General features: G+C 69.2%; 11 protein-coding genes, 1 tRNA gene and 3 rRNA genes. All 15 read left to right on the top strand.

The genetic code is table 11. The features are described 5' to 3' along the window. Positions 1–2: 2 nt before the first annotated feature. The 15 genes from serA (at position 3) to QOL16_RS10615 (ending at position 22,800) form a co-directional block, all read left to right on the top strand. The gene (gene serA, locus QOL16_RS10685; protein WP_065963356.1) at positions 3–1,592 is read left to right on the top strand and encodes a phosphoglycerate dehydrogenase; all 1,590 of its coding nucleotides are present in this window, start codon (positions 3–5) and stop codon (positions 1,590–1,592) included. A 13-nt stretch (positions 1,593–1,605) separates the two neighbouring features. Further along, a complete protein-coding gene (locus tag QOL16_RS10680; RefSeq protein ID WP_065963358.1) occupies positions 1,606–2,685 on the top strand; it encodes a 3-isopropylmalate dehydrogenase in 1,080 nt (359 codons plus the stop codon). After that, a complete protein-coding gene (locus QOL16_RS10675) occupies positions 2,682–3,815 on the top strand; it encodes a branched-chain amino acid aminotransferase (RefSeq protein ID WP_065963360.1) in 1,134 nt (377 codons plus the stop codon). The genes QOL16_RS10680 and QOL16_RS10675 overlap by 4 nt, the downstream gene beginning before the upstream one ends. A 24-nt stretch (positions 3,816–3,839) precedes the next feature. Then, the gene (locus QOL16_RS10670; protein WP_065963362.1) at positions 3,840–4,610 is read left to right on the top strand and encodes a fumarylacetoacetate hydrolase family protein; all 771 of its coding nucleotides are present in this window, start codon (positions 3,840–3,842) and stop codon (positions 4,608–4,610) included. A gap of 534 nt (positions 4,611–5,144) precedes the next feature. Continuing rightward, positions 5,145–6,666: ribosomal RNA gene (locus QOL16_RS10665) — 16S ribosomal RNA — on the top strand. A 469-nt stretch (positions 6,667–7,135) separates the two neighbouring features. Then, positions 7,136–10,262, top strand: a 23S ribosomal RNA gene (locus tag QOL16_RS10660). 137 nt (positions 10,263–10,399) lie between these two features. Then, positions 10,400–10,516, top strand: a 5S ribosomal RNA gene (rrf, locus tag QOL16_RS10655). The 16S, 23S and 5S rRNA genes sit together here, the layout of an rRNA operon. A gap of 139 nt (positions 10,517–10,655) precedes the next feature. Further along, positions 10,656–12,143: a glutamate--tRNA ligase gene (gltX, locus tag QOL16_RS10650; RefSeq protein ID WP_065964695.1), complete on the top strand. Its 1,488-nt coding sequence runs from the start codon at positions 10,656–10,658 to the stop codon at positions 12,141–12,143. A 7-nt stretch (positions 12,144–12,150) separates the two neighbouring features. Then, positions 12,151–13,134, top strand: coding sequence for an NAD(P)/FAD-dependent oxidoreductase (locus QOL16_RS10645; protein ID WP_065964696.1), 984 nt, complete (start codon positions 12,151–12,153; stop codon positions 13,132–13,134). A 44-nt stretch (positions 13,135–13,178) separates the two neighbouring features. After that, positions 13,179–13,250: transfer RNA gene (locus QOL16_RS10640), tRNA-Gln, on the top strand. 597 nt (positions 13,251–13,847) lie between these two features. Continuing rightward, the gene (locus tag QOL16_RS10635; RefSeq protein ID WP_083230405.1) at positions 13,848–14,744 is read left to right on the top strand and encodes a glycosyltransferase family 2 protein; all 897 of its coding nucleotides are present in this window, start codon (positions 13,848–13,850) and stop codon (positions 14,742–14,744) included. Beyond that, positions 14,741–15,703 carry a glycosyltransferase family 2 protein gene (locus QOL16_RS10630; RefSeq protein ID WP_071285164.1) on the top strand — a complete coding sequence of 321 codons (963 nt, stop codon included), beginning with the start codon at positions 14,741–14,743 and terminating at the stop codon, positions 15,701–15,703. Before QOL16_RS10635 ends, QOL16_RS10630 begins: the two co-directional genes overlap by 4 nt. Next, positions 15,700–19,251, top strand: coding sequence for a glycosyltransferase (locus QOL16_RS10625; RefSeq protein WP_071285163.1), 3,552 nt, complete (start codon positions 15,700–15,702; stop codon positions 19,249–19,251). The genes QOL16_RS10630 and QOL16_RS10625 overlap by 4 nt, the downstream gene beginning before the upstream one ends. Continuing rightward, a complete protein-coding gene (locus QOL16_RS10620; protein ID WP_071285162.1) occupies positions 19,238–21,811 on the top strand; it encodes a PIG-L family deacetylase in 2,574 nt (857 codons plus the stop codon). The genes QOL16_RS10625 and QOL16_RS10620 overlap by 14 nt, the downstream gene beginning before the upstream one ends. Then, on the top strand, positions 21,808–22,800 hold the full coding sequence (locus QOL16_RS10615) for a glycoside hydrolase family 16 protein (RefSeq protein ID WP_071285161.1): 993 nt from the start codon (positions 21,808–21,810) through the stop codon (positions 22,798–22,800). The genes QOL16_RS10620 and QOL16_RS10615 overlap by 4 nt, the downstream gene beginning before the upstream one ends. Positions 22,801–22,833 lie beyond the last annotated feature (33 nt).

Genomic DNA, 22,833 nt, shown 5'->3' with positions numbered 1-22,833 from the left:
CTGTGCCGAAGCCGGTCGTCCTGATCGCCGAAGAACTCTCGCCCGCCACCGTCGACGCCCTCGGGCCCGACTTCGAGATCCGGGAGGTGGACGGCACCGACCGCCCGGCGCTCCTGGAGGCCCTCGCCGACGCGCACGCCGTGCTCGTCCGGTCCGCCACGAAGATCGACGCCGAGGCCATCGCCGCGGCGCCGCAGCTCAAGGTCGTCGCCCGTGCCGGCGTCGGCCTCGACAACGTCGACATCAAGGCCGCGACCACGGCCGGTGTGATGGTCGTCAACGCACCGACGTCGAACATCATCTCCGCCGCCGAGCTCACGGTCGGTCACATCCTGTCGCTCGCCCGGCACATCCCGGCGGCGCACGCGTCCCTCGCGGCCGGTGCGTGGAAGCGGTCGTCGTACACCGGCGTCGAGCTCTACGAGAAGACCGTCGGGATCATCGGCCTCGGCCGCATCGGCGCGCTGATCACCCAGCGGCTGCAGGCGTTCGGCGTCTCGGTCATCGCCTACGACCCCTACGTGACGTCGGCCCGCGCGCAGCAGCTCGGGGTCGAGCTCGTGTCGCTCGAGGACCTCCTGCGTCGCGCGGACTTCACCACCATCCACATGCCGAAGACGCCCGAGACGGTCGGCATGATCTCGGACGAGCAGTTCGCGCTCATGAAGCCGACGGCCTTCGTCGTCAACGTCGCCCGCGGCGGCCTGATCGACGAGGACGCGCTGCACCGTGCGCTCACGTCGGGCACGATCGCCGGCGCCGGGCTCGACGTCTTCGTCTCCGAGCCGCCGAAGGACTCGCCGCTCCTCGCGCTGCCGAACGTCGTGGTCACCCCGCACCTGGGTGCGTCGACCGACGAGGCCCAGGAGAAGGCGGGCGTCTCGGTCGCGAAGTCGGTCCGGCTCGCGCTCGGCGGCGAGCTCGTCCCCGACGCGGTCAACGTCGCCGGCGGCGTCATCGACCCGTACGTCCGTCCCGGCATCCCGTTGATGGAGAAGCTCGGCCAGGTCTTCACGGGCCTCGCGACCTCGCCCGTCACGAGCATCGACGTCGAGGTGCACGGCGAGCTGGCGCAGTACGACGTCAGCGTGCTGAAGCTCGCGGCGCTCAAGGGCGTCTTCACCGACGTCGTCAGCGACCAGGTCTCGTACGTCAACGCCCCGCTCATCGCGGAGCAGCGCGGCGTCACCGTCCGGCTCATCACCGACGCCGACAGCCCCGAGTACCGCAACCTGCTCACGATCCGCGGCGCACAGTCCGACGGGCCCGCGATCAGCGTCTCGGGCACGCTCACCGGTCCGAAGCAGGTCGAGAAGCTCGTCGAGGTCAACGGGCACGACGTCGAGGTCGCCCTCGAGGCGCACCACGTGGTGATGGTCTACACGGACCGTCCGGGCATCGTCGCCGTGTACGGCAAGGAGTTCGGCGAGGCCGGCATCAACATCGCGGCCATGCAGATCGCCCGTCGCGAGGCCGGCGGCCAGGCGCTCAGCGTCCTGACCGTCGACTCGCCCGTGCCCGCCGAGATCCTCGAGCACGTGCGGTCCGCGATCGACGCGACCTCGCTCCGCGAGATCGACATCACCCTCTAGGGGAGCGGCAGACGTGACGACGACGGTGAAGCTCGCGGTCATCCGCGGGGACGGCATCGGCCCCGAGGTGGTCGACGAGGCGCTCAAGGTGCTGCACGCGGTCCTGCCCGACGACCTCGTGGTCGAGGAGACCGCGTTCTCGCTCGGTGCGACGCGGTACCTCGAGACGGGCGACGTCCTGACCGACGAGGACATGGCCGCCGTCGCGTCGCACGACGCGATCCTGCTCGGTGCGGTCGGCGGGGACCCGCGGGACCCGCGGCTCGCCGGCGGGATCATCGAGCGTGGCCTGCTGCTGAAGCTGCGGTTCGCGTTCGACCACTACGTGAACCTCCGCCCGACCCGGGTGTACGACAGCGTGTCGACGCCGCTCGCCGACCCCGGCGCGGTCGACTTCGTCGTGGTCCGCGAGGGCACCGAGGGGCCGTACGTCGGCAACGGCGGAGCGATCCGCGTGGGTACCCCGCACGAGATCGCCACCGAGGTCTCGCTCAACACCGCACACGGTGTCGAGCGGGTGGTCCGGCACGCGTTCGCCCTGGCCGCCCGGCGTGCCCGGAAGCACCTGACGCTCGTGCACAAGACGAACGTGCTCGTGCACGCCGGAGCACTCTGGCAGCGCCTCGTGGCCGAGGTCGGTGCGGAGTACCCGGACGTCACGGTCGACTACCAGCACATCGACGCCGTCACGATCCACATGGTCCAGGACCCGGGACGGTTCGACGTGATCGTCACCGACAACCTGTTCGGCGACATCATCACCGACCTGGCCGGCGCGATCAGCGGCGGCATCGGGCTCGCGGCGTCCGGGAACGTCAACCCGGACGGCACCTTCCCGAGCATGTTCGAGCCCGTGCACGGCTCCGCACCCGACATCGCCGGGCAGCAGAAGGCCGACCCGACGGCCGCGATCCTCTCGGTCGCACTGCTGCTCGAGCACCTCGGCCGGGCCGACCTGGCCGCCACCGTGACGCAGGCGGTCGAGGCCGACCTCGCGAGCCGGGGCACCGCACCGCGACGCACGGCGGAGGTCGGCGACGCGATCGCCGCCGCCGTCCGCACCACCACCGACCGACAGGAGTCCCGCCGATGACCAGCGACACGAGCACCGACGGCGGGACGACCGAGTCCTTCGGCCCCGAGTTCGCCGACGTCCCGTCGTCCGCGCGCCGCGCCGCGGCCGAGCGCGAGGAGATCCTCGCCGACCCGGGCTTCGGCAAGCACTTCACCGACCACATGGCCACCGTGCAGTGGACCCTCGAGGACGGCTGGCACGACGCGTCGATCCACCCGTACGGTCCGCTGTCCCTCGACCCGAGCGCGAGCGTGCTGCACTACGCGCAGGAGATCTTCGAGGGCATGAAGGCGTACCGCCACGCGGACGGCTCCGTCTGGTCCTTCCGTCCCGAGGCGAACGCGCACCGGTTCGCTCGGTCGGCCCGGCGGCTGGCGCTGCCCGAGCTGCCCGTCGAGACCTTCGTCGAGTCGATCCGTCGGCTCGTGCAGGCCGACGTCGACTGGGTGCCCTCGGCGCCCGAGACGAGCCTGTACCTGCGGCCGTTCATGATCGCGACCGAGGCGTTCCTCGGCGTCCGCGCGGCGCACGCGGTCGCCTACCACTGCATCGCGAGCCCGGCCGGCGCGTACTTCACCTCCGGGCCGAAGCCGGTGTCGATCTGGCTGTCGACGCAGTACGCCCGTGCGGCACGGGGCGGTACCGGTGCCGCGAAGACCGGTGGCAACTACGCGGCCTCGCTGCTGCCGCAGCAGGAGGCGTACGAGCAGGGCTGCCAGCAGGTGATGTTCCTCGACTCCGAGGAAGGCGTCTGGCTCGAGGAACTCGGCGGCATGAACGTCGTGCTCGTCAAGGCCGACGGGACCCTGGTCACGCCGGACTCGGCGTCGATCCTCGAGGGGATCACCCGCGACTCGATCCTGCAGCTCGCGGAGGACCGCGGCCTCCGGGTCGAGCGTCGCCGGGTGTCGCTCGACGAGTGGCGCGACGGGGTCGCCGACGGGTCGATCACCGAGGCGTTCGCGTGCGGCACCGCGGCGGTCGTCACCCCGATCGCCGAACTGCGCGGCGAGGGCTTCACGATCGGCTCGCCCACGGTCGGCGCCGGGGAGCTCACCATGTCCCTGCGTGAGGAGCTGACCGACATCCAGTACGGCCGTCGTCCCGACCCGCACGGGTGGATGACGCAGCTGACGGACCCGGCCTGAGCCGGGGATCGGTAGGGTCGAACGGTGAAGATCGCACGGTTCAGCAGCACGGGTGAAGACCCGCGGTACGGCATCCTCGACGAGCGCCACCTGGTCGTCCTCGCGGGGGACCCGATGTACCAGGGGTTCGAGACGACGGGGGAGCGGGTCGCGCTCGCGGACGCGAAGCTCCTCGCCCCGGTGATCCCCCGGTCGAAGGTCATCGGCGTCGGGCTCAACTACAGCGAGCACGCGTCGGAGATGGACGAGCGTGCCGGTGACGACCCGGTGGTGTTCCTCAAGCCGAACACCGCCGTCATCGGTCCGGACGACCCGATCCGCCTGCCCGCCGACGTCGGCCGGGTCGACCACGAGGGCGAGCTCGCCATCGTGATCGGGTCCCTCGCCAAGAACGTGCGACGTGAGGACTTCGCGAGCGTCGTCCTCGGCTACACGATCGCGAACGACGTGACCGCCCGCGACCTGCAGGCACGCGACGGCCAGTGGACCCGGGCCAAGGGCTTCGACACCTTCTGCCCGCTCGGTCCGGTCATCGAGACCGAGATCGACCCGTCGGACATCCGCCTCGAGACCCGCGTCGACGGCGAGCTCCGGCAGGCCGCGTCGACGAGCGAGATGGTGCACGACATCCCGTCGCTCGTCGAGTTCGTCTCGTCGATCTGGACGCTCCTGCCCGGCGACGTCATCCTGACCGGGACCCCGGCCGGGGTCGGGCAGATCCGCGACGGTCAGGTGGTCGAGGTCCTCATCGAGGGCATCGGCTCCCTGAAGAACCCGGTCATCGCACGGCACTGAGCCCGTCGGACACCACACGGCCCGTTCCCCTCGCGCGGGGGAGCGGGCCGTTGTGCATCCCGGCTGGACCCGCCCCTGCGGGGCCATCGCAGACCGCCGGCCAGGGCGACACGCCCGGGATGCGAGCGCTGTTGGCGGTGCCCCGGAGTCCTGCGTAGAGTCATCACTCGTTGCCGCTGAGGCGGAGAACGGAACGGCCGAGACGGTCACCGGGTCATCGATCCGGAGATGCAGTCCGGACGGGGTCCCGCTCGGCAACGAACCTCATCTGGTCACCACGTCAGTGGTGGTCCTGAGGTTCATCGACACAAGCCCCTCTGGCGGAATCCGGTTCGACCGGGTCGAGCGGTGGGTGCGTCTGGTCCTTGAGAACTCAACAGCGTGCACATTGTCAATGCCAATTTATTGACCCCGTGCCTGGCTGGCCTTTTGGTTGGTCGGGTCGGAGACAATTCCTTTTGGATTGAAGATTGTCCAGTGGACAGTCGACAGTCAGTTTCAACTCGCTGACACTTCGGTGTTGGTTGTAATTTTTTTACGGAGAGTTTGATCCTGGCTCAGGACGAACGCTGGCGGCGTGCTTAACACATGCAAGTCGAACGATGATCAGGAGCTTGCTTCTGTGATTAGTGGCGAACGGGTGAGTAACACGTGAGTAACCTGCCCCTGACTCTGGGATAAGCGTTGGAAACGACGTCTAATACTGGATAGGACTACTGGCCGCATGGTCTGGTAGTGGAAAGATTTTTTGGTTGGGGATGGACTCGCGGCCTATCAGCTTGTTGGTGAGGTAATGGCTCACCAAGGCGACGACGGGTAGCCGGCCTGAGAGGGTGACCGGCCACACTGGGACTGAGACACGGCCCAGACTCCTACGGGAGGCAGCAGTGGGGAATATTGCACAATGGGCGAAAGCCTGATGCAGCAACGCCGCGTGAGGGATGACGGCCTTCGGGTTGTAAACCTCTTTTAGTAGGGAAGAAGCGAAAGTGACGGTACCTGCAGAAAAAGCACCGGCTAACTACGTGCCAGCAGCCGCGGTAATACGTAGGGTGCAAGCGTTGTCCGGAATTATTGGGCGTAAAGAGCTCGTAGGCGGTTTGTCGCGTCTGCTGTGAAATCCCGAGGCTCAACCTCGGGCTTGCAGTGGGTACGGGCAGACTAGAGTGCGGTAGGGGAGATTGGAATTCCTGGTGTAGCGGTGGAATGCGCAGATATCAGGAGGAACACCGATGGCGAAGGCAGATCTCTGGGCCGTAACTGACGCTGAGGAGCGAAAGCATGGGGAGCGAACAGGATTAGATACCCTGGTAGTCCATGCCGTAAACGTTGGGCGCTAGATGTAGGGACCTTTCCACGGTTTCTGTGTCGTAGCTAACGCATTAAGCGCCCCGCCTGGGGAGTACGGCCGCAAGGCTAAAACTCAAAGGAATTGACGGGGGCCCGCACAAGCGGCGGAGCATGCGGATTAATTCGATGCAACGCGAAGAACCTTACCAAGGCTTGACATACACCGGAAACGGCCAGAGATGGTCGCCCCCTTGTGGTCGGTGTACAGGTGGTGCATGGTTGTCGTCAGCTCGTGTCGTGAGATGTTGGGTTAAGTCCCGCAACGAGCGCAACCCTCGTTCTATGTTGCCAGCGCGTTATGGCGGGGACTCATAGGAGACTGCCGGGGTCAACTCGGAGGAAGGTGGGGATGACGTCAAATCATCATGCCCCTTATGTCTTGGGCTTCACGCATGCTACAATGGCCGGTACAAAGGGCTGCGATACCGTAAGGTGGAGCGAATCCCAAAAAGCCGGTCTCAGTTCGGATTGAGGTCTGCAACTCGACCTCATGAAGTCGGAGTCGCTAGTAATCGCAGATCAGCAACGCTGCGGTGAATACGTTCCCGGGCCTTGTACACACCGCCCGTCAAGTCATGAAAGTCGGTAACACCCGAAGCCGGTGGCCTAACCCTTGTGGAAGGAGCCGTCGAAGGTGGGATCGGTGATTAGGACTAAGTCGTAACAAGGTAGCCGTACCGGAAGGTGCGGCTGGATCACCTCCTTTCTAAGGAGCATCTGGCTCGTCTCGTGTCTGCAGATGCAGGTGTGGGGTGGGTCCAGGCGCCCGGTTCGGACCGAACGTGTCCGACGGGTAGCTCATGGGTGGAACATTGACAGTGCAGGTGGGAGTCATGCTCTCGGCGTCAGTACATCGATCGTTCGCGGTTGGTTGGAAGGGGTCGGGGTGTGGTGAGCATCTGGTGCACGTTGTTGGGTCCTGAGGGACCAGGCTTCCCGGCCCGTTGTGGTTGGGGGTTGAGCCGTCTGGTGCTGCCCTGTGTGGGTGGTGCTGGGGACGCGGTTCTTCGAGTGGGCCATGTGATGCCGGCGCGGTTGCGTTGGTGGAGGATGGTGCCGATCGTATGTTGAGAACTACACAGTGGACGCGAGCATCTTTAGATTCGCGTCATCGCATGATCGCCGGCTTCGGTTGGTGGTTGTGGTTGGCGTTGGATCGCAATTTTAATCTTTGTGGTCAAGTTTCTAAGAGCAAACGGTGGATGCCTTGGCATCTGGAGCCGAAGAAGGACGTAGAAATCTGCGATAAGCCTCGGGGAGCTGATAATCGAGCTGTGAGCCGAGGATTTCCGAATGGGGAAACCCCGCCAGGCGCTTTTGTGACCTGGTGACTCCCGCCTGAATATATAGGGCGGGTAGAGGGAACGTGGGGAAGTGAAACATCTCAGTACCCACAGGAAGAGAAAACAACATGTGATTCCGTGAGTAGTGGCGAGCGAAAGCGGATGAGGCTAAACCGATCATGTGTGATAGCCGGCGGGCGTTGCATGGTCGGGGTTGTGGGACACGTCACTCAGTTCTGCCGGACTGGGGCGGTTACAGCGCATCATAGTCGAACCGGTTTGAAAGCCGGGCCGTAGTGGGTGCCAGCCCCGTAGACGAAATGGTGTTATGGCCGGATGTGTATCCCAAGTAGCACGGGGCCCGAGAAATCCCGTGTGAATCTGTCAGGACCACCTGATAAGCCTAAATACTCCCAGATGACCGATAGCGGACAAGTACCGTGAGGGAAAGGTGAAAAGTACCCCGGGAGGGGAGTGAAATAGTACCTGAAACCGTTTGCTTACAAACCGTCGGAGCCTCCTTAGTAGGGGTGACGGCGTGCCTTTTGAAGAATGAGCCTGCGAGTTAGTGATATGTGGCGAGGTTAACCCGTGTGGGGCAGCCGTAGCGAAAGCGAGTCTGAATAGGGCGGTTCAGTCGCATGTCCTAGACCCGAAGCGAAGTGATCTATCCATGGCCAGGTTGAAGCGACGGTAAGACGTCGTGGAGGACCGAACCCACTTCAGTTGAAAATGGAGGGGATGAGCTGTGGATAGGGGTGAAAGGCCAATCAAACTTCGTGATAGCTGGTTCTCTCCGAAATGCATTTAGGTGCAGCGTTGCGTGTTTCTCGCCGGAGGTAGAGCTACTGGATGGCCGATGGGCCTCAACAGGTTACTGACGTCAGCCAAACTCCGAATGCCGGTGAGTGAGAGCGCAGCAGTGAGACGGTGGGGGATAAGCTTCATCGTCGAGAGGGAAACAACCCAGACTACCAACTAAGGCCCCTAAGCGTGTGCTAAGTGGGAAAGGATGTGGAGTTGCACAGACAACCAGGAGGTTGGCTTAGAAGCAGCCACCCTTGAAAGAGTGCGTAATAGCTCACTGGTCAAGTGATTCCGCGCCGACAATGTAACGGGGCTCAAGCACACCGCCGAAGTTGTAGATTTCGCACACAGACAAGCCTTCGTGGTTCAGTCGTGCGGAGTGGTAGGAGAGCGTCGTGTGGCGAGTGAAGCGGCGGAGTAATCCAGCCGTGGACGCCACACGAGTGAGAATGCAGGCATGAGTAGCGAAAGACGGGTGAGAAACCCGTCCTCCGAAAGACCAAGGGTTCCAGGGCCAGGTTAATCCGCCCTGGGTAAGTCGGGACCTAAGGCGAGGCCGACAGGCGTAGTCGATGGACAACGGGTTGATATTCCCGTACCGGCGAACAACCGCCCAAGCTAATCCAGTGGTGCTAAGAGTCCTAACCCGGTTCGTCGGATCCCTTCGGGGTGATGGTGTCCGGTCTAACGCTCGACCCCATGCTGGTGCGGCTAGCGTATGAACAGGTGTGACGCAGGAAGGTAGCTGAGCCAGGCGATGGTATCCGTAAGGTGAACCTGGTGTAAGGATGTAGGGCTGACGATAGGCAAATCCGTCGTCTGTACGCCTGAGATCCGACGCGTACCCGTAAGGGGAAATCAGTGATCCTATGCTGCCGAGAAAAGCATCGACGCGAGGTTGCAGCCGCCCGTACCCGAAACCGACTCAGGTGGTCAGGTAGAGAATACCAAGGAGATCGAGATAATCGTGGTTAAGGAACTCGGCAAAATGCCCCCGTAACTTCGGGAGAAGGGGGGCCGGACACGTGACCGGACTTGCTCCGTGAGCGTTGAAGGCCGCAGAGACCAGTGGGAAGCGACTGTTTACTAAAAACACAGGTCCGTGCGAAGTCGCAAGACGATGTATACGGACTGACGCCTGCCCGGTGCTGGAAGGTTAAGAGGAAGGGTTAGCCCTCGGGCGAAGCTCTGAATTTAAGCCCCAGTAAACGGCGGTGGTAACTATAACCATCCTAAGGTAGCGAAATTCCTTGTCGGGTAAGTTCCGACCTGCACGAATGGCGTAACGACTTCCCAGCTGTCTCAACCGCGAACTCGGCGAAATTGCACTACGAGTAAAGATGCTCGTTACGCGCAGCAGGACGGAAAGACCCCGTGACCTTTACTACAGTTTGGTATTGGTGTTCGGAGTGGCTTGTGTAGGATAGGTGGGAGACTGTGAAGCGGGCACGCTAGTGTTCGTGGAGTCATTGTTGAAATACCACTCTGGTCACTTTGGATGTCTAACGTAGGACCCTGATCGGGTTCATGGACAGTGCCTGATGGGTAGTTTAACTGGGGCGGTTGCCTCCCAAAGAGTAACGGAGGCGCCCAAAGGTTCCCTCAACCTGGTTGGCAATCAGGTGGCGAGTGTAAGTGCACAAGGGAGCTTGACTGTGAGACTGACAGGTCGAGCAGGGACGAAAGTCGGGACTAGTGATCCGGCAGTGGCTTGTGGAAGCGCTGTCGCTCAACGGATAAAAGGTACCTCGGGGATAACAGGCTGATCTTGCCCAAGAGTCCATATCGACGGCATGGTTTGGCACCTCGATGTCGGCTCGTCGCATCCTGGGGCTGGAGTAGGTCCCAAGGGTTGGGCTGTTCGCCCATTAAAGCGGTACGCGAGCTGGGTTTAGAACGTCGTGAGACAGTTCGGTCCCTATCCGCTGCGCGCGTTGGAAATTTGAGAAGATCTATCCCTAGTACGAGAGGACCGGGATGGACGAACCTCTGGTGTGTCAGTTGTTCTGCCAAGGGCACCGCTGATTAGCTACGTTCGGACCGGATAACCGCTGAAAGCATCTAAGCGGGAAGCCGTCTTCGAGATGAGATTTCCATGCACCTTGAGTGTGAGAGGCTCCCAGCAGACTACTGGGTTGATAGGCCGGATGTGGAAGCGGGGACTAACGACCCGTGGAGCTGACCGGTACTAATAAGCCGAAGACTTGACAACACAATTATTTCCCCACCCTTGTGGTGGGGGCTCGCGTCCACTTTGTGGTTCCCGACAGACGATCGGGAATCAAACTGAATACTTCAGCTGAACCAGCATGAAGGAACAGTGTTTGATCCGTTTCGGGTCGACAGTGTTCCGGTGGTCATAGCGAGAGGGAAACGCCCGGTCACATTCCGAACCCGGAAGCTAAGCCTCTCAGCGCCGATGGTACTGCAAGGGGGACCTTGTGGGAGAGTAGGACGCCGCCGGACTCAACTTCACGTACGACCAGGGAACCCCTGACCATTCATGGTCAGGGGTTTTCTGCATTCCCGGGGCGATCTCGGTCCGCGCACCGAGCTGTGGAGAACCGTCGTGGGGCTCGGTGGCCCCGGTAGGATCGAGGGCGTCATGACTGCGCCATTCACCACTGCCACCGGCTCCGACGTCCGAGTCCGCTTCTGCCCGAGCCCGACCGGGACCCCGCACGTGGGGCTCATCCGGACGGCGCTCTTCAACTGGGCGTACGCACGCCACACCGGCGGCAAGCTCGTCTTCCGCATCGAGGACACCGACGCCGCGCGCGACAGCGAGGAGTCGTACCAGCAGATCCTCGACGCGCTCCGGTGGCTGCGGCTGGACTGGGACGAGGGTGTCGAGGCGGGCGGCCCGCACGGTCCGTACCGGCAGTCCGAGCGGTCGGACGTCTACGACGAGGTGATCGCGACGCTGCGGGCCTCGGGGCACGTGTACGAGTCGTACGTCACGCCGGAGGAGATGGAGGCGCGGAACATCGCGGCCGGCCGTGACCCGAAGCAGGGCTACGACAACCACGAGCGTGACCTGACCGATGCCGAGCGCCAGGCGTTCCGCGACGAGGGCCGGAGCCCTGCGCTGCGCCTCCGGGTGCCGGACCGCGACCTGAGCTTCGACGACCTCGTGCGCGGCGAGATCACGTTCAAGCAGGGGACCTTCCCCGACTTCGTGGTCGTCCGGCCCAACGGCAAGCCGCTGTACACCTTCACGAACCCGGTCGACGACGCCCTGATGGGGATCACGCACGTGCTCCGCGGTGAGGACCTGCTGTCGTCGACACCACGGCAGATCGCGCTGTACGAGGCGCTCGTCGAGGTCGGCATCACCTCGTTCGTCCCGCTGTTCGGGCACCTGCCGTACGTGATGGGCGAGGGCAACAAGAAGCTCTCGAAGCGCGACCCGGAGTCGAACCTGTTCCACCACCGCGCCGCCGGCATGGTGCCCGAGGGGCTCCTCAACTACCTCGCGCTGCTCGGCTGGTCGATCGGGCCCGACCGCGACGTGTTCTCGTCCGACGAGATGGTCGCCGCGTTCGACGTCCGGGACGTCAACCCGAACCCCGCCCGGTTCGACCACAAGAAGGCCGAGGCGATCAACGGGGACCACATCCGGATGCTCGGTGCCGAGGACTTCCGCGCGCGTCTCCTGCCGTACCTGACGGACCTGGTGTCCGACCCGCCCACGGCCGAGCAGGAGCGCGTGCTCGAGGCGGCGGCCCCGCTCGTGCAGGAGCGCATGCAGCTGCTGGGGGAGGCCCCCGGGCTGCTCGGCTTCCTGTTCACCGACGACGACGCGCTCGTGGTCGACGAGGACGCGCTCGCGAGCCTCAAGGGCGACTCGTCGGCCGTGCTCGAGGCCGGCATCGCTGCGCTCGAGCCGCTCGACGACTGGACGACCCCGGCGATCGAGGGAGCGCTCCGCGCCGCACTGATCGACGGGATGGGGCTCAAGCCCCGTGTCGCCTTCGGGCCGCTGCGCGTCGCCGTCTCCGGTCGTCGGATCAGCCCGCCGCTCTTCGAGTCGATGGAGATCCTGGGCAAGGGCTCCGTCCTCGCGCGCCTGCGCAGCCTCGCGGCACGGTGACCCGACGGTGACGACCCCGGGCCAGGACGGTCGGCGACCCGACGAGGCCGCTCCGGACGCCGTGCGCACGGCCGACGTCGCGGTGATCGGCGCCGGGCCGGCCGGGTTGAGCGCCGCGCTCAACCTCGTGCGTGCGCGCCGCACCGTGCTGCTCGTCGACGCGAACCGGCCCCGGAACGCAGCGACCCTGCTGTCGCACGGGTTCATCACCCGCGACGGCATCTCGCCGCTCGAGCTCCGACGCCTCGGCAGGACCGAGGTCGAGGGGTACCCGGAGGCGACCGTCGTGCAGTCGGTGGTGGACAGCGTGCGACCCGACGGCGACGGCTGGGCCGTCCACGGGACCTGGCGCGGCACCGAGCTCGACGCCGGGGTCCGGGCGGTGGTCGTGGCGACGGGGCTCCGTGAGGAGTTCCCGGCGCTCCCGTCCCTCCGCGCGTTCTACGGCACCTCGGTGCACAGCTGCGTCGAGTGCGACGGCTACGAGGAGGCGGGGGAGCCCCTCGCCCTCGTGTGCGAGACACCGGACGTGGTGGACCGGGCGCTGCTCCTGGCCTCGTGGAGCGACGACCTCGTCGTGTACACGAACGGTGTGGCGCCGCTCGACGACCGCGGTCGTGCGCGGCTCGCGGCCGCCGGCGTCCGGGTGGACGAACGTCCCGTGGCCGACCTCGAGGGCGGTCGGGACGGGCTTACCGGCGTCCGGCTCGCCGACGGCTCGGTCACCGCGCACACGGGTGCGTTCGTGCGGCCGGTCTGGCACGCGGACCTCGACTGGCTCGAGGCCCCGGTGTCGCGCGACCAGGACGGGCTCGTGGTCGTCGACCGGCTCGGCCGGACCGGCGTCCCCGGCCTGTACGCGGTCGGCGACGTCACGCCGCCGGGGCCGGAGCAGCTCATCGTCGCGGCCGGTCACGGTGCCTCGACGGCGGCTGCGGTGCACCGAGATCTCGTCGGTGGTCTCGAGGACCTCCGGGATGCTGTACAGTAGTTGATCGTGCCCCGGACAACGGGGAACGAAGGCCGCGAGGCCTTTGGGGTATGGTGTAATTGGCAACACAGCGGTTTCTGGTACCGTCGTTCTTGGTTCGAGTCCAGGTACCCCAGCAGATTCGAGAAGGCCCCCGGGATGTCCCGGGGGCCTTCTGCGTTCCCGGGGGCCTTCTGCGTTCCGGAGCGGGACCGCACGGCGGCCGACGCGCGCGCGCGTCCCGCCGCGGGACACGCCCGACCTGCCCGCCGACCGCAGATCGCACGCGGGCGGTGCGCCTCCTGACGGTCGGTGGTGCGGTCGGGAGGCGCGTGGCGGGCTGGTGCTGCGCCTCCTGTCCGGCGTGGGGTGCGGTCGGGTGGCGCGTGGCGGGCTGGGTGCACTCCTCCTGACGGTGGGCGCTGCCCACCGGCGCTGCGGGGCGGGCCGGTGGCGCGCCTCCCGGCCGGGTGCGGACCCGCACCCGGTTGCGGGTTTCCGTATCGGGCACCGGGGTGCCGCAAGGCGGTCGTCCGCAGATTGACCGTCCTGCGCGCCCCCGCGAGGGTGGGGAGCACGGACGAGGCGTACCCCCTCGTCCGGTCTCCCGGCGGCGTCGTACCCGCGCCTCCTGCCGGGCACCGGCGCCGCGCTCGCGGTCGACCGGCCTCCGGGGACCAGCGCGCTGCGCGGCCGTCCCGACCCGCAACCTGAACCCGACAGGAGCACCTCCCATGTCCGTCAGCACCGTCCGACCCGCAGACCCGCGCGTCTCCGTCGTGATCCCGGCGCGCAACGAGGCCCGCAACCTCGAGATCATCCTCCCCAAGCTCCCGCCGGTGTACGAGGTGATCCTGGTCGACGGCAACTCCGTCGACGACACCGTCGCCACAGCGCAGCGGATCATGCCCGACATCCGCGTCGTGCACCAGACCCGCAAGGGCAAGGGCAACGCCCTCGCGTGCGGGTTCGAGGCGGTCACCGGCGACGTCGTCGTGATGTTCGACGCCGACTGCTCGGCCGACCCCGACGAGATCCCGCGCTTCGTGCAGGCCCTCACCGACGGAGCCGACGTGGCGAAGGGCACCCGGTACTCGCTCGGCGGCGGCAGCGACGACATCACGGTGATCCGGAACCTCGGCAACCGCGGCCTGAACGTGCTGTGCAACATCATCCTCGGCACGCGCTACAGCGACCTCTGCTACGGCTACAACGCCTTCTGGGCCGACACGCTGCCGAAGATCGGCCTGCTGTCCTCGACGCTGCCGAAGCCGGCCGACGGCGGGATGCTCTGGGGCGACGGCTTCGAGATCGAGACCGTGCTGACCTGCCGGTGGTCGGCGGCCGACCTGCGCATCAGCGAGGTGCCGAGCCACGAGAAGCTCCGCGTGCACGGCACGAGCAACCTCAACGCCGTGACCGACGGCATCCGCGTGCTGAAGTCGATCATGCACGAGCGTCGCCGAGCCGCGACGGCGAAGACCCGCGCGGCGGCGGTGTTCGTGGGCGGTGCCGCACCGGTCTCGCCGGTGGACGCGCCGACCGCGCCGATCCTCGGTCTCGGTGCGTCGGCCGAGCCGGTCCGCGTGGACGCCGCGCGCGCCCGCGCGCTCGAGGGCGACGTCGTATGACGACCGTCGCGGTCGTGATCTGCGCCTACACGCAGCTGCGCTGGGGCGACCTGCAGGACAGCGTGGAGTCCGCCCGACGCCAGCCGGAGGCCCCCGAGGTCGTCGTGGTCATCGACCACGAGCCCGAGCTGTTCGCCCGGGCGCGCGCACGCTGGCCCGAGCTGCTCGTCGTCGAGAACACCGAGGACCGCGGCCTGTCCGGCGCGCGGAACACGGGCGTCGCGAGCACCGAGGCCGACGTCGTGGCGTTCCTCGACGACGACGCGACGGCCGACGCCGACTGGCTCGGCCACATGCTCGCCGCGCTCGAGGACCCGCAGGTCGTCGGGGTCGGCGGACACGCGACGCCGTCCTGGCCGACCACCACCGGCTCCGGGCCGTACGTCGGCGAGCTCCTCTGGATCGTCGGGTGCAGCTACACCGGGCTGCCCGAGGTGGCCGGGGACGTCCGCAACGTGATCGGCGCGAGCATGGCCTTCCGACGCGAGTCGATCCTGCGCGCGGGCGGCTTCCGGTCGGGCATCGGCCGGGTCGGCAACCAGCCGCTCGGCTGCGAGGAGACGGAGCTCTGCATCCGCATCGCCGCGATCCAGCCCGGTGCCCGGATCCGGCACGAGCCGCGGTCGAACGTGTCGCACCGGGTCTCGCCCGACCGCGTCACCATGCGCTACCTGCTGCGCCGCAGCTACTACGAGGGCATCTCGAAGGCCGTCCTCAGTCGCCGGGTCGGGACCGGGGACGCGCTCTCGAGCGAGTCCACCTACCTGACGCGGGTCATCCCGCGTGCCGTGCTCCGCGAGCTCCGGCACGTGGGGCGCGGCGGGCTGGGTCGGGCCGGCGCGGTCGTCGCCTCCGTCGTCACGACGATCGCGGGCTACGCGGTCGGTCGCGTCCTCGGCGGTGTCGTGGTCGCCGCACCGGCCCCGCAGCCGGTGCGTCAGCCGATCGGCACACCGTGACCCGCTCGACCGTCACCCGGGAGCTCCGTCCCGTCGTCCACAGCGCGCTCGTCCCGACCTGGGACGGTGCGCTGTGGGTCGGCGAGGTGGACCGTGCGGACCTGCGGGCCGCCGGGCCGCGGGACGCCATCGCGCTGGAGGGCGCCGCCGGCTACCGTCGGGCGCGCCTGCTGGTCCGTGACCACGGCGAGCCGGTCGGCTTCGTCGAGACCGACGTCGTCGCACGACGTCGCACCGGGGCGTCCCTCGACGCCCGCAGCCTCGAGCGAGCGGCACGGCACCTGCCCGTCCCCGCCCGACGGCCGGCCGCTGATCAGGCGTTGCCGTCCGTCACCGCGGTGCTGTGCACCGACGGGGCCGCCGCGGACACCATGCGGTCGGTGCTCGAGAGCACGGGCGTCGACCTGGACGTCGTGGTCGTGTCCGCACGAGCCGACGGCCCCGGGACGACGACGATCGACGGGCGCCGGGTCACCACCGTGCCGGCGCCGGCCGGCGGTCTCGCGGCCGCCCGCAACGCCGGCCTGCTGCTCGCGGAGGGAGACGTCGTCGCGTTCGTCGCCGAGGGCGCGCTGGTGGACCCCGCGTGGGCGTCCGCCCTCGCCACCGCCTTCGCCGCGGACCCGGACGTCGCCTGCGTCACCGGCCCCGCGCCGAGCGCCGAGCTCCGCACGCCCGCACAGCGCTGGCACGACGAGCACCACGGCGGCGGCCGGACCGTCGCGCGCCGGGTGTTCCGCGCCGAGGACGAACGCGGCACCGGTGCCCGGCACCCGTTCGCCGCGGCCGACTACGGGACCGGCGCGAACCTCGCGGTCCGCCGTCTCGCCGCCCTCGGGATCGGCGGGTTCGACACCGCCTTCGGTCCCGGCACCCACGTCGGTGCCGGTGACGACCTCGACCTCTTCACACGACTGCTCGTCGCGGGACACGCGATCGCCGTCGAACCCGCCGCCGTCGCCTGGCAGCGGACCCCGGACGACGTCGCGTCGCTCCGGCGGACCGCCGCGGCGCACGGCCACGGACTCGGAGCCTGGATGACCAAGAACGCCCTCGACCGCGACACCCTCGTCGCCACGGTCGACGCCGCCCCCGACGCGCTGAGCGCCTTCGCACGCCTCGGGCTCGCACCCGCCGGCACGCCCGCCGGGACCACGGACGTGGTCGGCGGTCGAGCCGTCGGCGACGACGGGGTCGAGGCCGAGTACGCCGCGACGAGCCGTCGCCTGCGCCGCGTCGAGCAGCGCTCGGTGGTCACCGGCCCGGTGCGCGCGCTGGCCGAGCGCCTGCGCGGCGGGGGGACCCTCGCCCGCACCGCACACGGTCGCCACGGGCTGGCCGAGGCCGGAGCCGAGCTGCCACGCGCCGCCGGGACCATGGGGCCGCTCGCCCGGCTCGTCGCCGCCGCGGTCGTCGTGCTGACCCTCGTCGCCGCGGCCGCCGGCGCGGCCCTGGAGATGCCGACCCTCCGGGGCGCCGCGATCGGCACGTTCCTGTTCGCCGTGGTCGGGGTCGCGCCGGTGCTCCTGCTGCGCCCGATGCCGCTCGCCCGCTTCGCGTTGTTCTCGGTCACGACGTCGATCGTCGCCACGATCGCGATCGGCTACACGATGGCGACCGTGGGCGTGTGGGTGCCCGCGGTGCCCTTCGCGGTGGTGGTCGTCCTGACGGCGGCGATCGTCGCCGGCACCGTGCTCCGCGACGCGCAGGACCTGCACCGGGTGCTCCTCGCGCGTTCCGTCGCCGGCCGCGCGGGCAGGACGGTCCGGTCGTGGTGGGGGACGTGGACGACGACCCGCTCGGTCACCGTCGCCTCGGTGGTCGGCGTCGGGATCGTCGTCGTCGCCGCGCTCACGCACGTCGGGGACCCGGTGCCCGCCGGCCTGTTCGGTTCGCTCGGCATCGGTCTGCCCGTCGGCCTGGCGGTCCTCGTGGCCGCCGCGGTCGTGGCGATCGTCCGTGGCCGCGGCGCCGCCGTGCCCGTGGTCGCGCTGGGCGGGGTCGTGCAGCTGGCGCAGGCGATCACCTACGGCATGCCGACGGTCACCGCGGCCGCGCGACACATCGGTGTCCTCGAGTACATCCGGCAGTTCGGGCGCACGAACCCCGCCGCCGACATCTTCCAGACGTGGTCCGGCCTGTTCGCCGGCGGCGCGTGGGTGGCCGACGTCGGCGGCATCGTCAACGCGATGACGATCGCCGCCTGGGTGCCCGTGCTCCTGGCGTTCGCCACCACGCTCGGCATCGGCGTGCTCGCGGCGAACTGGCTGCCCGGCACCCGTCGCCCGTGGGTGGCCGCCCTGCTCACCGCGATGACCGGGTCGCTCAACACGACCTACTTCTCGCCGCAGTCGACCGGCATCCTGCTCTCCGTCGTCGTGCTCGTGCTCGCCACCGGCCCCCTGCGCCGCGTGACGGTGACCGGCCGCGACGGGACGCCCGTGAGCGCACTCCGACCCCGCGCGGTGACGGCCTCGCGCGTCGTCGGCATCGCCCTGATCAGCGTCGTCCTCGCGGTCACGCACCAGATCTCGCCGTACCTCACCGTCGCGGCACTCGTGACCCTGCTCGTGTTCAAGCTCACGAAGCCGTGGTGGCTGCCGGTCGTCGTGCTCGTGCCGGCGGTGGTCTTCGCGGTGCTGAACGGCAGCGTCCTCGACCGCTTCCTGTCGCTCGCCGCCGTCGGGCGCGTGCTCGACAACGTGCAGCCGCCGTCGCACGACATGACGGTCCTGCCGAAGCCGCTCGTGACCCGGTTGGCGTTCGACGTGCCCGCCGCGGCGCTCGTGCTGCTCGGGATCGCCGCGGTCGTCACGGTGCTCGTCCGGCGTGACCGCCTGCACTGGGGCATGCTCGCGGCTGCTGCGAGCCCGATCTCGCTGCTCGTCGCCACGAACTACGGGCAGGAGGGCATCTTCCGGGTCGTCCTGTTCGCCACGCCGTGGATCGCGGTGCTCGCCGCCGCGCTGCCGGGCCCGTCCGGCCGCTTCGCCGGGGTCGACCGCGTCCTGCGCCGTGCGGCACGGCCGGTCGGTGTCCGCTTCGCCGCGGTCGGCGCCGCGGTCGCGCTGCTGGTCGCCGTGGGCGCCTTCGGGCAGACCGCCCTCGACTGGAACCGGGTGATGACCCGCAGCCAGTCCGAGGCGACGCAGCTGTACGACCGGACCGCGCCGAAGGGCTCGGTGATGCTGCTCACCGGTTCGGCGAACGCCGTGCCGAGCAACACCGGCGCCCGGTACTTCGACGTCGGCTACCTGTCCCGCGAGGCGCTCGGGCCGTACCCGTCGGACACCGACTACGACGCGCAGCAGGACGTCTCGGACCTGACCCGGCGGCTCGTCACCGACTGGACCGCGACGAAGTACTACGCCCTGGTCGCCCAGCCCTTCGGCGCGTACGACGAGCGTTACGGCTACCAGTCCGAGGCCGACTACCGCGAGCTGGCCGACGCGATGGCCTCGTCGCCGTACTGGGAGCGGGTCTGGTCGTCCGGTTCGACCGCGATGTACGAGCTCACCCCGGCCGGGATGCGGCATGCCGCCGAGTGAGTCGGCCGCCGTGTCGGCGAGTGCGTCGGCCGGCGCGCCGGCGAGTGCGTCGGTCGCCGTGTCGGCGAGTGCGTCGGTCGGAGTGCCGTCGCGTGCGTCGGTCGCGGGACCGCACGGCCGCCGTCGGGCAGGGCTCGCGTCCCTGCTCGGCGCGGTCCTCGCGGCGACCGCGCTCGTCACGGCCCTGGTCGTGGGCGTGCCCGGAGCCGCCCAGCGGGCCGACGCAGCCGCCGGTGCGAGCTGCGCCGCCGGCTCGGTGCTGAACGTCGTCGCCCACCCCGACGACGACCTGCTCTTCCAGGGCACCCAGCTCCGCTCCGACATCGAGGCGGGCCGGTGCGTCCGCTCCGTCGTGGTCACGGCGGGGGACGCCGGGTACCCGCGCTGGTACTGGGGCGAGCGGCAGACCGGCCTGATGGCGGCGTACGCCGGCATCGCCGGTGTGCCGTCCGACTGGACGACCGGGTCGACGGTCGTGGCCGGACACACCGTGCACACCGAGACGCTCACGGCGGCGCCGCGGATCAGCCTGGTGTTCCTCGAGCTGCCGGACGGCAACGTCGAGGGCAACGGGTTCTGGGCCGACGGCTACCAGAGCCTCGAGCACCTGTACGAGGGGTCGCTCGACGCGATCGACTCGGTCGCCGACGCGACCCACCCGACGTCGTACACGCTGTCCGACCTGCGGGCGACCCTGCTCGCGCTCGTGCGGTGGACCGCGCCGTCGTCGATCCACACGCTCGACCACGAGGGGTCCTACGGCGACGGCGACCACAGCGACCACCACACCGTCGCGTACCTGACCGACGAGGTGCAGCGGGCGTCCGGCACCTCGCACGGGTTCACCGGGTTCATGGGCTACCCCATCGCCGACCGGCCGGCCAACCTGACCGCTGCGCAGACGGACGCCAAGGCCGGTGCGTTCTTCACCTACGCGGCCCACGACGACCAGACCTGCACGTCGCGTGCCGCCTGCGCGGACCGCTGGGAGGACGCCTGGTTCAGTCGCCAGTACACCGTCGGCACGCCGGCGACCGACCCGGGCACGACCCCCGACCCCGGTTCCGGGTCCACGCCCGGGACCGGGACGGGCACCCCGGGGACGCAGCCGACGACCACGAACGTCGCCGGCAGTGCAGTCGTCACCGCGAGCGCCGAGAACCCGGCCGACGGGCAGACCGCGCGCGGGGCCGTCGACGGCGTCGTGAGCGGGTACCCGGAGGCCCCCACCGCCGAGTGGGTGGCGCCGGGCGGGGGAGCGGGGACGTGGATCCAGCTCGACTGGCCCGCGGGGACCGCTGGCGGTGCCGGGGCCGCGGGGACCGCTGCCGGTGGCGCCGGTGGCACGGGTGGCACGGCTGCCGCGGGCGTCGCCCTGCAGGCGGTCGAGCTCGCGGACCGTCCGAACACCGACGACCAGGTCACCGCCGGGACGCTGACGTTCTCCGACGGGTCGAGCGTGGCGGTCCCGTCCCTGCCGAACGGCGGCACGGTGCAGCGCGTCAGCTTCACCTCCCGCCAGGTGACCTGGGTGCGCTTCACGATCACCGCGGTGAGCGCGACCACGAAGAACACCGGCCTGGCCGAGCTCCGAGCCCTCGCCGCGACCACCACCGCCACCGAGCCGACGCCGTCGACCCCGTCGGTGAACGCCGCCCGCACGGCCGTCGTGACCGCGAGCGCCGACAACCCGGCCGACCGACAGACCGCCGCGAAGACGGCCGACGGCGTCGTGTCCGGGTGGCCCGCCGACCCCTCCGCCGAGTGGGCGGCACCGGGCGGTGGCGTCGGCACCTGGGTGCAGGACGACTGGCCGTCGGGCGTCGCCCTGCAGTCCGTCGACCTGGCGGACCGTCCGAACACCGACGACCGTGTCACCGGCGGGACCCTCACGTTCTCGGACGGCTCGAGCGTCGCGGTCCCCGCCCTGCCGGACGACGGCACCGTGATGAGCGTCGCGTTCGCCGCGCGCCAGGTCACCTGGATGCGCTTCACGGTCACGGGCGTGAGCGGCACCACGAAGAACACCGGTCTCGCCGAGCTCCGGGCCTGGACCGTCCCCACCGGCACCGGCACCGGCACCGGCACCGGCACCGGCACCGGCACCGGCACGGGGTCGACACCGCCGTCCTCGACGCCGCGTGACGTCACGGCGGCCGCCGCGCCGACCGCGTCGTCCGACAACCCGGCCGACGGCCAGACCGTCGCGAAGGCGGTCGACGGCGTCGTGTCCGGGTGGCCGGACCGCGCCGACGCGGAGTGGGTCGCGCCGGGCGGCGGGACCGGCACGTGGCTGCGCCTCGACTGGACCAGCCCGGTCGCCCTGCGACGGATCGTGCTGCACGACCGTCCGAACACCGTCGACCGGGTGACCGGCGGCACCCTGACGTTCTCGGACGGCACGAGCGTCGCGGTCGGCGCACTGCCGGACGACGGGGCGCCCGCCACCGTCGAGTTCACCCCGCGCTCGGTGACGTGGGTGCGGTTCACGGTCGACCGGGTCGCCGCCGGCACGGAGAACGCCGGGCTCGCCGAGTTCCGCGCCTGGGCGGCGTCGTGAGCGACCGGACCGACACCGGGGCCGCGACGGGTGACGTCGAACTCCCGCCGCCCCCGACACCAGGACCGGCCGGGGCACGCGTCGACGGCGACCGCGCTCCCGCCGCCCACGGAGCGGGGTCGACCCGGCACGGACGCGGACGCCGACGCGGCGCACGACGGTTGGCGCTCGCCGCGGGGGCGCTCGTCGTCGCCGCCGGATCGGTCGTCGCGGCCACGACCGGCGGCGGGACCGCGGCCGACCCGAGCGGCGAGGCGATGCCCGCGGCCGACGGCGGCGACTGGCGGCGGGTGTTCTCCGAGGACTTCGCCACACCCACCGCGACCGGCGCGTTCGAGTCCCGGTACGGCGAGCGGTTCTCGGTGTACCACGGCTTCGCGGACACCGCGGGGACGGGCCGGTACTCCGCCTCGGCGCTCACCGCGCGAGACGGCGTGCTCGACGTCCGGCTGCGGACCACCGCGGCCGGCACGCCCCTGGCCGGCGGCATCGTCCCGCTCGTCGACGGTCGGTGGGGCGGCCAGACCGCCGGACGGTACAGCATCCGGATGCGGAGCGACCACGTCGACGGCTACGGGGTCGCGGTGCTGCTCTGGAGCGACGAGAACGTCTGGGCCGACGGCGAGATCGACTTCCCCGAGGGCGACCTCGGGACGCCGGCGTTCCTCAACGTGCACTGCCTCGCCGACCCCGCGGAGAAGTGCATCCACCACCAGACCGAGGCGTCGCTCGCGGACTGGCACACCTACACGATCGAGTGGACCCCCGAGCGCATGTCGTTCCTGGTGGACGGGCGCGTCGTGGGCAGCACCACGGAGGACATCCCCACCGCGCGCATGCACCTCGTCGTGCAGGCAGGTTCGAACGGCGGGGTGCCGCCGCGCGAGGCCGCGGGGTCGCTGCTCGTCGACTGGATGACGATCGACGTGCCGGCCCCGGGGCGGACGCCGCGGGCGACCATGCCGGGTGCGGGCGCCGTCGGCGACTGAGCCGTCGGCGGCCGAGCCGTCGGCGGCCGAGCC

The sequence above is a fragment of the Curtobacterium sp. MCBA15_004 genome (assembly GCF_001865055.2).
Classification (GTDB): Bacteria; Actinomycetota; Actinomycetes; order Actinomycetales; family Microbacteriaceae; genus Curtobacterium.
Note: the sequence above shows the minus strand (reverse complement) of the source record. Positions and strands in the feature narration are given on the sequence as shown.

Bases quoted from the DNA above. Each gene is read 5' to 3' on its own strand.
- QOL16_RS10675 (WP_065963360.1), top strand. From the start codon at position 2,682: ATGACCAGCGACACGAGCACCGACGGCGGGACGACCGAGTCCTTCGGC.
- QOL16_RS10620 (WP_071285162.1), top strand. From the start codon at position 19,238: ATGCCGCCGAGTGAGTCGGCCGCCGTGTCGGCGAGTGCGTCGGCCGGC.
- gltX (WP_065964695.1), top strand. From the start codon at position 10,656: ATGACTGCGCCATTCACCACTGCCACCGGCTCCGACGTCCGAGTCCGC.
- QOL16_RS10635 (WP_083230405.1), top strand. From the start codon at position 13,848: ATGTCCGTCAGCACCGTCCGACCCGCAGACCCGCGCGTCTCCGTCGTG.
- QOL16_RS10630 (WP_071285164.1), top strand. From the start codon at position 14,741: ATGACGACCGTCGCGGTCGTGATCTGCGCCTACACGCAGCTGCGCTGG.